The 14865-nt window shown below is 72.9% G+C and carries 11 protein-coding genes; 3 read left to right on the top strand and 8 right to left on the bottom strand.

The genetic code is table 11. From position 1 onward, the window contains the following. Positions 1 to 275 precede the first annotated feature (275 nt). Entirely contained in the window at positions 276 to 2828 is a 2553-nt protein-coding gene (locus ACWCPW_RS15285; RefSeq protein ID WP_449762011.1) for an alpha-L-rhamnosidase-related protein, read from the bottom strand. Between the two features lie 273 nt (positions 2829 to 3101). Between ACWCPW_RS15285 and ACWCPW_RS15280 the strand changes: the two genes are divergently transcribed. Further along, positions 3102 to 3710, top strand: coding sequence for a TetR family transcriptional regulator (locus ACWCPW_RS15280; RefSeq protein ID WP_449762010.1), 609 nt, complete (start codon positions 3102 to 3104; stop codon positions 3708 to 3710). A gap of 581 nt (positions 3711 to 4291) precedes the next feature. Continuing rightward, positions 4292 to 6790: a hypothetical protein gene (locus ACWCPW_RS15275; protein WP_449762009.1), complete on the top strand. Its 2499-nt coding sequence runs from the start codon at positions 4292 to 4294 to the stop codon at positions 6788 to 6790. Between the two features lie 246 nt (positions 6791 to 7036). On the opposite strand, the gene ACWCPW_RS15270 is transcribed toward ACWCPW_RS15275, so the two are convergent. The 7 genes from ACWCPW_RS15270 to ACWCPW_RS15240 form a co-directional block, all read right to left on the bottom strand. Next, on the bottom strand, positions 7037 to 7516 hold the full coding sequence (locus ACWCPW_RS15270) for a VOC family protein (protein ID WP_449762008.1): 480 nt from the start codon (positions 7514 to 7516) through the stop codon (positions 7037 to 7039). Between the two features lie 124 nt (positions 7517 to 7640). Further along, a complete protein-coding gene (locus tag ACWCPW_RS15265; RefSeq protein WP_449762007.1) occupies positions 7641 to 8414 on the bottom strand; it encodes a copper homeostasis protein CutC in 774 nt (257 codons plus the stop codon). Positions 8415 to 8761: 347 nt separating this feature from the next. Then, positions 8762 to 9730: an asparaginase gene (locus ACWCPW_RS15260; RefSeq protein WP_449762006.1), complete on the bottom strand. Its 969-nt coding sequence runs from the start codon at positions 9728 to 9730 to the stop codon at positions 8762 to 8764. A gap of 134 nt (positions 9731 to 9864) precedes the next feature. After that, positions 9865 to 10728, bottom strand: a complete 864-nt coding sequence (locus ACWCPW_RS15255) for an amino acid ABC transporter permease (protein ID WP_449762005.1) — start codon at positions 10726 to 10728, stop codon at positions 9865 to 9867. Continuing rightward, the gene (locus ACWCPW_RS15250; RefSeq protein WP_449762004.1) at positions 10725 to 11369 is read right to left on the bottom strand and encodes an amino acid ABC transporter permease; all 645 of its coding nucleotides are present in this window, start codon (positions 11367 to 11369) and stop codon (positions 10725 to 10727) included. The genes ACWCPW_RS15255 and ACWCPW_RS15250 overlap by 4 nt, the downstream gene beginning before the upstream one ends. A gap of 177 nt (positions 11370 to 11546) precedes the next feature. Next, positions 11547 to 12512: a glutamate ABC transporter substrate-binding protein gene (locus tag ACWCPW_RS15245; protein WP_449762003.1), complete on the bottom strand. Its 966-nt coding sequence runs from the start codon at positions 12510 to 12512 to the stop codon at positions 11547 to 11549. Between the two features lie 178 nt (positions 12513 to 12690). Beyond that, positions 12691 to 13458 carry an amino acid ABC transporter ATP-binding protein gene (locus ACWCPW_RS15240; RefSeq protein WP_449762002.1) on the bottom strand — a complete coding sequence of 256 codons (768 nt, stop codon included), beginning with the start codon at positions 13456 to 13458 and terminating at the stop codon, positions 12691 to 12693. A 148-nt stretch (positions 13459 to 13606) separates the two neighbouring features. Here ACWCPW_RS15240 and ACWCPW_RS15235 point away from each other — a divergent pair, with 148 nt between their 5' ends. Then, complete coding sequence (locus ACWCPW_RS15235; protein WP_331770679.1) at positions 13607 to 14761, top strand: ROK family transcriptional regulator; 1155 nt, start codon at positions 13607 to 13609, stop codon at positions 14759 to 14761. Positions 14762 to 14865: the final 104 nt, after the last annotated feature.

Genomic DNA, 14865 nt, shown 5'->3' with positions numbered 1-14865 from the left:
TGGGCGGGTCGGGGCGTGCTGTACGCCGGGGTGTGCCGGGGCCAGGGGTTGGATCGTCGGAGTCGGCCGGCGATCGTGCGCGGGAGGGGTTCGCCGGCGGGGCGGGCCGACGAGTCGCACGGCGGTGATCAGGCCCTTGGCCCGCGAACAGGGATATGCGGCGCGGGGCGCGCCGGGCGGGGAGCGGATCGGGTCAGGGAAGCGGAGCGGAGCAGGCGAGTGCGGGGCGGGCAGAGCGTGGACCGATCTCGGCGTGCTGTGCGGGGTGGCGGTGGTCATGGACGGCCCGGATGCGGTTCCGGGGTCGCCAGGCGCTCGGCCGGGACCTCCAGGACCGCGTCGAACGTGCCCGCGGGATGTTCGGCGACGTTGCCGTCCCGGGCCACGAGCACGACGGGGACCGGGGATCGCACGTGTACGCGGGTGCCCTCGACGCGGACGTGGACCGGCCCGTGCGGGGTGGGCACCGACCCCTCGGCCCAGTCCAGCCCGCCCGGTCTCGGGGCGACGCGGACCTTGGCGTAGCCGGGTTCGGCCGGGGTGACGCCCAGCGTGTACACCAGCAGGTCGCGGCTGGGCGTGGAGGACCAGCCGTGGCAGTAGGTGCCGCCCTCCCAGGTCTCCCGCCACGCGGTGGGACCGGTGGCCAGCAGGCGTTCCCAGTCGCGGTACAGCCCGGTGAGCGCGTCGGCGGCGCCGAGCAGGGCCAGCGCGTCGTGCACGACGTAGCGGAAGAAGGGTTGGGCGCCGACGACCCGACCGCCCACGTCCCAGGTCACCGCGGGCGGCGCGAACTGCTCGACCCGGTGTCCGGTCGGCGCGCCATCCGCGTCGCCACCGTGCGCGGCGACCGGGGCCAGGGTGAACATGGCTTCGCGGTCGAGCAGGAAATCCCGTACCCGGTCCGTGCGTTCGGCCGGAACCAGGCCCGCGCAGACGGCCGCCGCGGTGGTGTGTTCGCTCATCGCGGGCCGCACCACGTCCCGGACCGCGTGATCGCGATAGCCGCCGCGTTCGTGATCCCAGAAGATCTCGAAGCCGGCGCGCACCCCCTCGTGCAGAGAGCGGGCCCACGCGGCCCGGTTGGCGTCGCCGAGCCAGTCGGCCATCTCGGCGAAGTCGCCCAGGGCGCGCGCCCACAGCGCGTTCAGTGCCGCGCTGGTCCCCTCGACCTGTACGGGCGACCAGTCGATCAGGACCCACCCGGTGACGTCCCGGGCCAGGCCGTCCGGGCCGAGGAAGGCGGTGAACCAGTCGAGCACCAGCTCCGCGGTGGGCAACAGCCGGGCGACCAGCGCCCGGTCGCCGGTGTAGCGGTAGAGGTTGTGCACCGAACGCACCCAGTGCAGCGACCAGTCCGCAATGGTGACCAGGTCCGGATCGCCGGCATCGCCCGCGACCGCCATCGGCAGCAGGCCGTCCACCCGCGGGGTCGCGGTGAGCAGCGGCTGATGCCGGGCCAGGCTCCAGTCGGCGTTGTTGACCAGGTCGACCGACTGGTGCACGACCGCGTCGCCGGTCCAGGCCCGCTGTTCGCGACTGGGGCAGTCGATGTAGGCGTCGTGCGCGGTCAGGTCCACGGTGCGCAGACCCACCCGGTGGATCTCCTCCAACAGCGGGTCCGAGCAGGCGAAGTACGGGCCCGGTGGGCGCGGGCGCAGCCGCTCGGCCACGGTCGGCGCGATCCGGGTGGAGCCGGTGCCGGAGACGACGAGCACGATGTACCGTCCGCCCGCCGGATCACCGAGTTCGAACCGCTCGCCGTCGCCGCCGCGAGCGGTGTAGGCGAACAGCGCCGCGCCGGCGAGCGCGGCCAGGGTCGGCGACTCGGTGAACGCGCCGAACAGCAGGGTGTCCGGAGCCGCTTCGAGGTCGATCCGCAGCGTGCCGCTGACCATCATGCCGAAGTCGGCGACCACCAACCGGTATCCGGCCGTCAGCGCCAACGACGGGGGCACGGGCGCGTCGCCCGCGTCGGGCAGGCGGTCGGGCCGGGCCTCGGGGCGGATCTCGGCGAGCGCCTCGGCCAGGGCGGCGTGTACGTCCGCGAAGCCGAGCGGGCCCTCGGGACGGGCGATCGCGGTCGGCGTCGCGGTGACGAAGGAGGTGGGCTCGCGGATCGAGCCGCCGGGCTTGGGCAGCGGGCTGGGCAGCAGGGCGCCGTACGGCTCGGCGGGCGGCCGGGTGGTGCCCGCGCTGCCCACGTGCGAGGCGGGCAACACCGTGGCGGCGGGCCAGTGTACGTCGTCGAACCCGGCGCGGTTCCAGGCCGGGTCGAGCCGCCGGCCGTCCAGGATCTCCGGGATCTGCGGGGAGACGGTGGACTGCGGCGCACACGGTGTCCAGGCGTCCGACTCGAGACAGCGCCAGGACGTGTCGGTGGCGATCCAGGTGTCCGCGCCGACGCCGAACTCGGCGACCAGCGCGCCGCCGCCGAGGGTGTAGGTGGTCGGGGAGGGCGCCCACCACGCGGTGCGGTGGCCGTAGAACCGGACCAGGACCGCGATCACGTTGCGCCCGGGGCGCAGTGCCGGCGCCGCGTCGCCGACGTCGTAGTACAGCCGGCGCGCGCCGTGCCGGATCGGGCCCCGGGTCAGTTCGACACCGTTGACGTAGAGCACGTGCCGGGAGTCGGAGCTGATGCGGAACGGCGCGCGCTCGGGAACCTCGGTCAGTTCGAAGGTGCGCCGGAACAACACGCGGCGGTCGAATCGCTCGGGATCGAGGGAGCCGTTCATCGGGTTCTCGCGGGGCGGCGCACCCACCGCGCCGTGCTCGGTCCAGAGCCACTGACCCTGCCAACGACGGTCCGCGAACGTGTCTCGCATCGCGCGTGTCCTCCCGATTTCTCGACCCTCGGTTCCCGGCATCGCACGCGGGTCTCCCGGATCCCGAGCGGCGGGGACTCCCGACCGCCGCTCGGCGGACCACACCCTAACCCCGTTTTTTACTAACCACTAGATAAAAATGTTAGGGTGCTCACCGTGACTGAGAGAACGCGCGGGGATGACGACGGTCGCGGGAAGCCGTCCCGACAGAGCCCCCAGCCCCGCCGCGGCCCGGGGCGAAGCGAGCGCGGTGCGCGCCGGCGCGAGGAACTGGTGACCATCGCAAGCGAACTCTTCGCCCGCAGCGGCTTTCGCGGCACCGGGCTGGCCGAGGTCGCGGCCCGCGCCGGGATCACCCAGCCCGCCCTGCTGTACTACTTCGGCAGCAAGGAGGGCCTGTTGCAGGCGGTGATCGAGCGTCGCGGCGCGCAGAGCATCGAGTTCGCCCAGGAGTCGGTGGCCGTCGGTGGCCTGCGGGCGATCCGGGAACTGCCCGCCTCCGCGCATCGCAATCGGCGCGAACCGGGTCTCGCGCGCCTGTTGGCGGTGCTGACCATGGAGAACCTGGACCCGGAGGACCCCGCCCACGACTACTTCGTGCAGCGCTACCGGCGATTGCGCGCACTGATCGCGCGGATCATCACCGACGCCCAGGCCACCGGCGAGATCCGCGCCGAGATCGACCCGGCGCACAAGGCCGCCGAACTGCTCGCCACGATGGACGGCCTGCAACTGCAATGGCTGCTGGACCCCACCGAGGTCGACCTGGTCACCGCCATCGAGTCCTACGCCCTCACCCTGATCCGCGACCTGGCCGCCGACCCGGCGGCGTACGCCACCGCCTTCGCCGGCACCGCCGCGGACCCCGCAGACCACGATTGATCCCGGCGCCTGGCACGCGAAAGGGCGCCCTCGACGGCGAGGGCGCCCGGTGGCGCGGTGGACGGGATGGGTTCGGTGATCGGACGAGTCGACGCGCCGCCGCTCGCGCAAGGCCGCGATGTGCTCGGCCGTGACACCCGACGCGGCCGGTAGTCCGGCGAACCGGCCCCGAGTGGTGCCCGGTTCGCTCAGGCACGTGCGCATGGCGGCAGCCGGCGCACGCAGGATGACCGCGGGCATCGCGGCGTGGTGCACGGCCGACTCGGCATACCAGCGGCCGAATTCGACCGCACCGAACGGTTCCGGCCAGGTCGTCGCGCCGGTGCCCGGTGCCGGGGTGACCGGCAGCGGGTGCACGCGCACGCCCGAGGGCGGTTCGGGCCACGGGCGGCGGTGCGCTCGATCGGGCTGCGCAGGTGCGGGAGCAGGCCGATGCCCAGGCCGTCGAGCAGGCTCTCGGCCTCCGGCGGGCCGGGTTCGCGCCCGACGGCCGGCGGACCGTGCTGGTACAAACGTGACGGCGGCTTCGGGGACGCGGCACCGTGACGCGATCGCAGGGAAACGAACGACGGGGGACGGCCATGGACGACAAGGACACGGGCGCGCCGGGCCGGTGCCCGGCCGGTGAGGAACTGCGGGAACTGTTGGGGAAGCTGACAGGGCGTCGGATCACCGGGCGGGATCGGGAGGCCCTGCGCGAGTTGGCCGGGCGACTGCGCGCGGCCGGCGAGGTCGCCGACGTCCTGGCGGCGGTCGAGGTCAAGCGCCGGGGCACCTTGCCGGACCGGGACGTGGACCTGGATCTGCTGGACGCCGCGCTCGACGCCGGTGTGCCGGTGGCCGACCCGCCGGCCGACGTCGCGCTTCGTCTCGCGCCGTGGTTGGACCTGCGCAAGCGGCGGGGCGGACTGGGCGCCGTGTGCGCCGACCCGAGATTCCGGCCGCTGCTGCGGGACGCGGTCCTGGATCGGCGGGCCGACCTGCTCGCGCTGGGTTGCCCGGTCTACGCGCTGCTGCGCACCCGCCCCGAGGCCGTCGACGCGGTCCTGGCCTCGCCCGGCCTGCTGGACGTGCTGCTCGAAGCCCTGCACACCTGGGTTGCCGCGGTCCGGGCCGGCAGCCTGCCCGCGCTGCACGAGGCGGTGTACTACCTGGACCTGTTGGGTCCGGCCCGGTTGGTCGACGCGCACCCGGCAGCGGGCCCGCCGGTCGGCGAGTTGCTGGGCACCGACCCGGCCGCGCTGCTCGCGCGCACCTGGCGCGCCGGACTCGTCGACGAACTGGGACACCGGGCGCTCGACCGCTTCACCGGGTTCGACTCCGGTGACGACGTCCACCCCGTGGATCTCGTGGACGGGGAGAACGCCGACGCACGCGCCGGGTTCGCGGTGATCGGTGGCATGCGCGCGCTGGTCTTCGACGCCCGACGCCGGGTGGCCGGCCCGCTGCGCGTCCGGCTCCCCAAGACCGGGGGCTCCTCCGCCGTCGCCACCCACCGCCACCGCTTCGAGGCCGGCCTGCTCACCGCGGTCCGGATCGGTCCGAAGGAACCCCGGCCGGCCGATCGCTCGACCTTCGTCCCGGTCGGTGGCGAGCAGGTCCGGGAACTGCGCCGGACCGGGGCCGGGTGGTGGGAACTGGCGGACGCCGACGGGGTGATCACCGCCCGGTGGTACCAGGGCCCATCCCGGCCGCACGGCTCCTCCGGGTCGCACAGCGTGGGTCGGCGCAGGCACCGCTGGGCGGCCGGTAGCGAACTCGTGCCGCCCGCGCACCTGTGGGCGGACCTCGTCCCCCGCGACAAGGCCGGCTCGCGGGTCCTGCGGGCCGCCGACCGGGCCCTGGCCGACCGCATCCTGGCCGCCGTGGACCGCGAACTCGGCGCCCGACTCACCGAGATCGGCCGCCGGATCGAGGTCGGCTCCCCGTCCCGCGAGGTGGCCGACGCCTATCGGGCGCTGCGCGAAGTACTGGACCCGCTGCTCCCGGGGATCCGCGCGGACCGCCTGCTCGAAGGCATCGCCGGTACGGTCTGGACCGCCGTCGAATGCCGCGAACTGGCGGTGCGTCACCTGGACCCGCCCGCGGCCGGGGACGCCGCTTCGACCGCCGTGGTGTTGCGTACCGAGCCCCGGCCCCATCCGCGGGCCGACGCGGGCGACCTGCGGGCGCGGTACTACACCTCGATGCAGGACATGTTCGAGCGCGTCGCTCGGGTCGCGACCGTGTGCGCCGACCCGACCGTCGAAGTGCCGCCGCAGACCGTGCACCTGGTCGACGCCCTGGGCTGGGAGAGGACGTTGGGCCGGCTCGGCAATCGGGCGTTGCGGCTCGCGCTGATCCCCGGCTCCGGGAGCCTCGAGCACCAACGCGAACTCGCCCGCGACCACCTGCGGATCTGGGCGGTACCGGAACTGGGGGACCCCGGCGGTCGCTGGCGGGTGCTGGAAGTCGAGGTGGACTCCGGGCACCCACCCGAGCAGGACACCGTCTGCCGCACCGTACGCGGTTGCGCGATCGTGCTCCAGCGTTCGCGTTCGACGCACGGCAAGGTCGTGTCGGTGCTGGAGTACGAACCCGACGGCCGGTTCGGCGCGGCGCCGTTCGGGACGATCGTCACCGAGCGGATCTGCGCCGGCTGGGGCGGCATGGCCCGGATCGCCGCGCTGTTGCGCCTGCATCACGACCGGGGCACGGCGCCGTGGCCACACCGTTCGGTCGCCGCGTTCGCCGCCGCGACCGGGATGTCACCGGCCCGGGCGGCCGTCCTGACGGCGGGATTCGACCCCCACGACACGTATCTGGTCCGGCGGGGCCAGGGCGTGGACGCGGGTCTGGCCGAGCGGTCCGGGACGGATCCGGGCGAGATCGCGGACGCGGCACGGGAGTTGTCCCGGGACGTGGAGCCCGAGCAGCGGTTGACGATTCCCGAACTGCTGATGCCCGACGACCCCGAGGACGTCTGGGCGGACCGACTCGCGGTCGACCGGGCCGCCGCCTGGTGGCACGCGGAGACCGGCAAGCGGGCGACTCGGCCCGGCGACCCGGATGCGTCGGTCTTCTCCGATGCCGGCCCGTAGCCGGCCCGGCAGCCCGATCCCCCCGCACCCCGGCAGCCTGGTCAGCCCCGCACGGAGCCTCACCCCCCGAGGTCGGGCGGCCCGATCGCTCCCCCCCGGCCGGGCAAGGGCCTATGCGGGGGCGGGCCCGATGGGGGAGGCCCGCTCCGTGTTCCGCCTCATGGTCGGGGCGGCGGCAACATCGCACGGCCGACCGGGTCGGCGCCGTTCACGGCGCGCGATCCGGTCGGCGAACGGGCGTCGTGGTCACCCGCCGTCGTACGCCTCGCGCAGGGCGGCGATGTCGAGCTTGCCCATCTTGAGCATGACCGCGGTGGCGGCGGCCGCCTTCTTCTGATCCCCTTCGGTGAGCATGTCGACCAGTTCGGTGGGGACGATCTGCCAGGAGACGCCGTACTTGTCCTTGACCCACCCGCAGGGACCCTCCTGGCCGCCCTCGGAGAGCTTGTCCCAGTAGTAGTCGACCTCGTCCTGGTCGGCGCAGGGGACCTGGAACGAGATGGCCTCGTCGAAGGTGAACTGCGGTCCGCCGTTGAGGCCGACGAACTGCTGCCCGTTGATCTCGAACTCCACGGTGATCACCGAGCCGGCCGGACCCGGGCCGGCCTCGGTGTAGCGGGCGATCCGACCCAGCTTGCCGTCCTCGAAGATGGTCAGGTAGTGGTTCGCGGCCTCCTCGGCCTGTCCGTCGAACCACAAGCAGGTGGTGAGGGCCTTGCCGGTCATCGCGACCTCCGGTACTGGGTGCTGGGATTGTGTTCACCAGTACCGACCTGTCCCGCACCACAAACTCATCGGTGCCCGGCCGACGAATCTCCCGAATCCCCGACCGGGTCGACGGGTCCGTCGGTCAGCGCTTGCGGGCGGCCTCGACCACGTCGCGGATCCCGTCCGCCGAGGTCACCCGGCGGGAGTATTCCGGTTGGCGCAGCGCGCCGCCCATGTACGGGTAGGGGTTGCGGTGGGTCGCCGTGCTCTCCAGCACCGCACCCGTGGCGAAGTGCACCTCGCGCGCGCCGGTGGCGGCCAGGACGCGGTCGATGTTGCGGGCGGTGATCCCGCCGCCCGGCATGATCACGATCCGGCCCGCGGCCTGTTCGACCAGACGGGCGATCAGCGGCGCCCCTTCGAGCACGCTGCTGTCCTGACCGGAGGTGAGCACCCGGTCGACGCCGAGCTCGATCAACTCCTCCAGCGCGGCGTGCGGGTCGCGGGTCATGTCGAAGGCGCGGTGGAAGGTCACCGAACGGTCGCCGGCGGCGGCCATCAGCTCTTCGATCACCGGCCGGTCCAACGCGCCGTCCGGGGTCAGCGCGCCGATCACGACCCCGTGCGCACCGGCCGCCCGGATCGCCTCGACGTCGCGGCGCATCGCGGCGACCTCGTACTCGTCGTAGACGAAGTCGCCGCCGCGCGGACGCACGATGACATGGACCCGGATGGCCTCGACGGCGGCCAGGGTGGTCTCGATCAGGCCGAGACTCGGCGTGATGCCGCCCTCGAACAGGTCCGCGCACAGCTCGACGCGGTGCGCGCCCACGCGCTCGGCGGCGAGCGCGCCGGGAACGTCGTCGATGCAGATCTCATAGGTCGGGGCGGGGGTGGGACCGGCGGTGACGATCATGTCGTGAGTCTCCTGGAGGACAACGGGAGTAGGGGGGAGGGGAGTACGGGGGAGCCAACGGATGTACGGGAGAGCCAGGGGGCGGGCCGGGCCGGACGAAGGCCCGGCCACGCGGCCGCGTCGTGAGGTCGGCCGCCGGGGCGTGTCTTCAATCCCCCGTCGTGCTCCACGACGCCCGGCACCGCATCCGCCCTTCGGGCTCCCTCGCTGCGCTCGCCGCCCTGGAGAACCACCCGAAGAGAACCACTATGCGGGCGCTTCTCCGGCACGCCGATGCACGGCATCCGCCCTTCGGGCTCCTCGCCGCGCTCACGCCGCGGAGCCCGACGGGGGATTGAAGACACGCCCTAGGTCGAGAGGTCGGCCGTCACCCGGACCTCGCCGACCGGCAGACCGCCGCCCAGCACCGGTACGGAAGCCCAAGCGCGCGCCGCCTCCGTGTCCACGCCCAGCGCGCGCAGCGCCGCCAGCGCCAGGGCGGTGGTGGCCCGCGGGCTGCCGTCGATCACCTTGACCGCGACCGCGTGCCCGGCCGTCGTCGCGGCCACGAACACGCCCTCGGCGCCGCCCTTGACCAGCGTGCCGGGCAGCAGCCGCATCACCTCGGTGTTGGCCTGCCCGTCCCCGCCCACGAATTCCGGGTGTTCACGCATCGCCTCGGCGACCGTACGCTCGGGCCCGCTCGTCGCGACGGCCAACGCGCGCACGCCTCGGGCCAGTCCGATCGGCGTCATCGCGAACACCGGTGCGCCGCAGCCGTCGACGGCGGTGTGCGCGACCGGTTCGCCGGCCAGTTCCTCGATGCCCTCGCGGACCAGCCGTTGCAGCGGGTGCGCCGGATCGAGGTAGCCGTCGGTGGGCCAACCGGCCGTGACACACGCGGCCAGCATCGCGGCGTGTTTGCCGGAGCAGTTCATCCGCTCGCGCGAGTCCTCCTCGCCGCGCCCGATCATCGCCCGGTACGCCGCCTCGTCCTCCGGGCGGCTCGGCGGGCACCGCAACGCGTGCGCGGTCAGGCCGGCCGCCGTCAGGATCTCGCGCACCGCGTGGACGTGGAAGTCCTGCCCGGTGTGGCTGCCCGCCGCGATCGCCACGTGCGCCCCGTGCAACGGCGCGCCCGCGCGCAGGCAGGCCAGTGCCTGGAACGGTTTCGCCGAAGAGCGCGGGATCACCGGGTCGAACGGGTCGCCCACCTCGATCGCGGGCCGCCCGTCCGGGGCCAGCGCGACCAGACTGCCGAAGTGCCGGCTCTCCACGAAGCCGGAGCGGACCACCTCGGCCAACTCGGCGTAACGCGGGCTCGGTTCGGGGCGCACGGTGTCCTCCTGGCGGATCGGGTCCTGCGGGGCCCGCGACCGAGCGGTCGCCGGTGACGGGGGTGTCGTGGGTGTCGTGGGTGTCGCGGGTATTCCAGGGCTCGTCGTCGCGGCGGTCGCCACCGGCACGGTCGTCACAACCGCGCGTCCGAGCCCGCGCGAGCGCGCACCAGCGTGCGCAGGCTCCGGCGACCGGCCGGTCGGAAGCCCTGCCGCGCCTCCAGCGTGCGGGCCAGCTTGGACAACGACGCGTTGAGCACGATGTAGACGAGCGCGATGATGATGTAGGTCTGGATCAACAGCCGGTTGTAGCTGGCCAACACCCGCCCGCTGTAGAGCAGTTCGGAGTAGCTGACGATGAAGCCGAGCGAGGTGTCCTTGAGCAGGCCGACCGACTGGCTGACCAGGGACGGCAACAACCGGCGGACCGCCTGCGGCAGCACGATCAGCCGCATCGTCTGGGTGTCGGTCAGGCCGACGGCCAGGCCCGCCTCGCGTTGACCCCGGTCCAGGGACAGGATCCCGGCCCGGAAGATCTCCGCGAAGATCGCCGCCGCGGACACCGACAGCGGCAGCACCAGCTTCCAGAAAAGCGGCAGGTCCACGCCGTAGTGCGGCAGCCCGAACAGGACCAGATACACCAGCAGCAGCACCGGAACCGTGCGCATCACCTCGATGTACACGGTGGCCGGCCACCGCAGCGCGCGCCGCGGGGACAGCCGGCCCAGGGCCAGCACGATGCCACCGGCCACGGACAGCGCGGTGGCGACGGCTGCGGCGCGGAGCGTGGCCCACAGGCCCTCCAGGAGATACCGCCACATCGGCCACGTGGTGTACGGCCGCCACTTGTCCGCGTCGAGCTGGCCGTGGTCGGCGAACCGCCGTACGGCCAGGGCCAACAGCGCGGCCACCGCGACGGCGACCACGATGCCGGCGATCCGCATCCGACGGCGCGCGATCGGGCCGGGCTCGTCGAACAGCACTCGGGACGCGCTCATCGCACGATCGCCACCTTCCGCTCGATGACGCCGGTGAGCAGACCCGCCGCGGCGCAGATGACCATGTAGCCCAGGCCCGCGCCCACGAACACCGGGATGGGCTGGGCCTCCAGCAGGTTGACCCGGTTGGCGGCGGAGGTCAGCTCGACCACGCCGACCGCCGCCGCCAACGAGGTGTTCATGGTCAGCGCGATGAAGATGTTGCCGATCGGCTGGACCACGCCGCGCAGCGCCTGCGGCAGGATCACCAGGCGCAGCGACTGGCCGAAGGTCAGTCCCAGCGCCCGTGCCGCCTCGGCCTGGCCGATGGACACGGTGTTGATCCCCGAGCGCACGGCCTCGGCGATGTAGGCCGCCTCGTACAGCGCGATCACGATCACCGCGGTGGTGAACAGCGGGAAGATCACCCCGACTTCGGGCAGGCCGAAGACGAACAGGACGAGCAGGACCAGCAGCGGGGTGTTCTGGAAGGTCTCCACGTACACGGTGCCCACTCCGCGCAGGGCGGCGACGGGGGACACCCGCATGGCGGCCACCACGATGCCGATCAACAGCGCGCCGGCGAAGGACAGCGCGGTGAGTTCGAGCGTGGTGGTGATGCCGTCGGTGAAGGCGGAGAGATGTCGCAGCACGACATCCATCGGCGATGGCCTTTCGGGAGGGGGCGGAGAGGGGGCGCGGGCGGGTCCCGGCGCGCGGAGGACCGCTTCGGGGCGCCGGGCGGCGGCCTGGGGCCGGGTGCCCGGGCCGGCAGGGGACCCGGCCCGGGGCGGCCCGGGTCGGGAGGGCGTGGCGTGCCGCTCTCCCGACCCGGGGGATCAGGAGCCGGGCACGCCGCCGATCGCGGGCGGCGTCGGCGGGTTGCCCTCGATGACCGTGCCGAGGGTCTGCTTCCAGACCGTCTGCCACGCGCCGTTCTGGCCGATCTTGCGCAGCCAGTCGTTGACGAACGTCTTGAACGCGGCGTCGTCGTGCTTGAGCCCGATGCCGTACGGGTCGGCCGTGAACGGCTCGCCCACCACCGTGGTGTCGGGGTTCTGCTTCACGTCCGCGACCAGGAGCGCCTGGTCCTGGACGTACGCGTCGCCGCGGCCCTGGCGCAGCGCCGTGACGCACTCGGGGTCGCTGCCGAAAGTGACCACCTTCGCGTCCGGCGCGACCTGCTTGATCGCGGCGATCGCCGGGGTGTTCGCGCCGGCGATCACGGTCTTGCCGTTCAGGTCGGCGGGCAGCTTGATGCCGCTGGTGCCCTTCTTGACCAGGATGGCCTGGCCGGACGAGTAGTACGGGCCCGCGAAGGCGACCTGTTCGGCCCGCTTGGGAGTGATCGTGTAGGTCTGGAAGACCACGTCGACGGTGCCGTTCTGGAGCAGCGCCTCACGGGTCTCGGTCGCCGAACTGACGATCTTCACCTCGGGCTTGCCGATGATGTACTTCGCGAGCAGCCGGCCCATCTCGGCGTCGAACCCGTCGGTCTTGCCGGATATCGGGTTGAGCTGCGACCACAGCGGGGCGTCCTGGGAGCCGCCGACGATCAGGTAGCCGCGCTCCTTGATCCTGGCCATCGTGGAGCCGGGCAGGATCGCGGTGTCCGGTGCGACGTCGGCCTGCTTGGCGACGTCCTCGCCGGCGGGCTTGGCGCCGCCGGGGACGTCAGAGGAGGAGCCGCCGGAACAGGCGGCCAACGCGGTCAGGGACAGTGCCGCGAGGACCGCCGGGGCGGCGGTGCGCAGGCGACGCGGGGACGCGGCGGTGCGCAGGCGACTCAGGGGGAAGCCGGACATCGGGGGCCTTCCTTCGCAGGTGTGTGGGGACGAGGGCGTGCGGGGCCGGGGAGCGGAGCGGTGGCCCCGACGCTCGGCGGTGCGGGTGCTGCGATGGGCCGGGGTTGGTGCCGGTCCGGTGACCCGGGACCCGGGGCCGCGGAGGGCCCGGTGGGCGGTGGTGTGGCGGCCGGGTCGGTCAGTGGTTGAGCACCTTGGACAGGAAGTCCCGGGCGCGTTCGGTGGTCGGGGCGGTGAAGAAGGTCTCCGGCGTGCCGACCTCGACGATCCGGCCGTCCGCCATGAAGACCACCCGGTCGGCGGCCCGGCGGGCGAAGCCCATCTCGTGCGTGACCACGACCATGGTCATGCCCTCGCGGGCCAGGTCGACCATCACGTCCAGGACCTCGTTGACCATCTCCGGGTCCAGCGCGCTGGTCGGCTCGTCGAACAACAGCACCTTGGGTTGCATGGCCAACGCCCGGGCGATGGCCGCGCGCTGCTGCTGGCCGCCGGACAACTGCGCCGGGTAGTGGTCCGCCTTGTCGGCGATACCGACCCGGTCCAACAGCGCCCGGGCCCGCCGGTCCGCGTCGCTCGCGGACAGGCCCTTGACCCGGGTCGGCCCGAGCGTGACGTTCTGCAGCACGGTCTTGTGCGCGAACAGGTTGAACTGTTGGAAGACCATGCCCACTTCGGTGCGCAGCCGGGCCAACGCCCGACCCTCGGCGGGCAGTTCCTCCCCGTCCAGCAGGACCACGCCCGAATCGACGTTCTCCAGCCGGTTCAGACAGCGGCACAGCGTCGACTTGCCCGCGCCGGAGGGGCCGATCAGCACGACCACCTCGCCGGCGGCGACGGTCAGGTCCACATCGGTCAGGACGCGGACCGCGCCGAACGACTTGTTGATGGCGCGTGCCTCGACCATGGGCGTCAGTACGGCGGAAGAAGGCGACGCGGACTTCATCAACGCTCCATCTTTGTTCGGAATCGAAGTTTCGTGTGACAGTAGAAGTGAAATTCGAAGGAAGTCAATGCCTTGCTGGTTATTACGGGGTGTGCTATTCCTGTCACTGCCGTACCGCAGCAGGTGTGCCTCGAACGGGAGTGGGACGTTGGCTGGAAGCGCGGGTGACCTGGTGCGACTCGTGGCCAAGGGGCACGGTCGATCCCGGGCGGAACTCGCCCGATTGAGCGGCATGGCTCCGTCGAGCGTCTCGCTGCGCGTGGAGGAACTCATCGACGCGGGCCTGCTGCGCGAGGACGGCGAGGGCGCCTCGCGGGGCGGCCGGCGTCCCCGTCAGCTACGGCTGCACGAGAACGCGGGTGTGGTGGTGGCCGTCGACGTGGGCACCCACCACGTGCGGATGGCGGTGCTGGACCTGGCCGGCCGAGTGCTCCTGGAACACGAACTCCCGGGCGACATCGCGGAGGGGCCCGAGCGGGTGAGCGAACGCCTGCTGGAGCACATCCGGATGACGCTCCGTCAGGCGACGGTCGAGCGACTGCCGCTGCTCGGGGTCGGCATCGGCATGCCCGGCCCGGTCGACCCGGGCGCCGCCAAGGTGGTCGCACCGTCGCGGATGCCGGGCTGGAACGAGTACCCGATCGGCCGCCGGATGAGCGAACTGCTGGGCGTACGCGTGGTGGTGGAGAACGACGCCAATCTGATGGCGGTGGGCGAACACCGCTACGGCTGGCCGGATCGGGACAACCTGATGGCGGTCAAGGCCGGCACCGGGATCGGCTGCGGCATCATCGCGTCCGGGAAGCTGCACCGGGGGCGGGGCGCGGCCGGCGACATCAGCCACGTCCCGGTGCACGTCCCCGAACCGGTCACCTGCTCGTGCGGCCACTCCGACTGCCTGGAGGCGCACGCGAGCGGCGCGGCGCTGCGGCGGACGCTGCGTGCGCAGGGGATCGAGGTCTCCTCGTCGCGGCAACTCGTCGAACTGGTCAACGACGGCGTTCCGGAGGTGACCACCCTGGTGCGCAACGCCGGCCGCCTGGCCGGTCAGGTGCTGACCCCGCTGGTGAACTTCTTCAACCCCGACGTGCTGGTCCTGGGCGGCGGCCTGTCGGCGGCCGAGCCGTTCGTCGCCGCCGTCCGCGGAGCCATCTACGAACGCTGCCTGCCGCTGGCCACCCGCGACCTGGAGATCGCCACCGCCGTCACCGGCCGCGACGCGTGCATGTTGGGCGCCGGAGCCCTGGTCCTGGACGAGGTACTGGCCAGCGAATGGGTGGACGACACCCTCTCCGCCCGCTGACCCCCGGGAGCCGGTCGTGGCCTCCCGTTGCTACGTTCCTTCCCGCAGTCCGGTGGCCGCCCCGGCCAACGGACGGTCCGAAGCCCTGGTGGCCGGCCACTTTC

The organism is Embleya sp. NPDC001921, from assembly GCF_053594475.1.
Note: the sequence above shows the minus strand (reverse complement) of the source record. Positions and strands in the feature narration are given on the sequence as shown.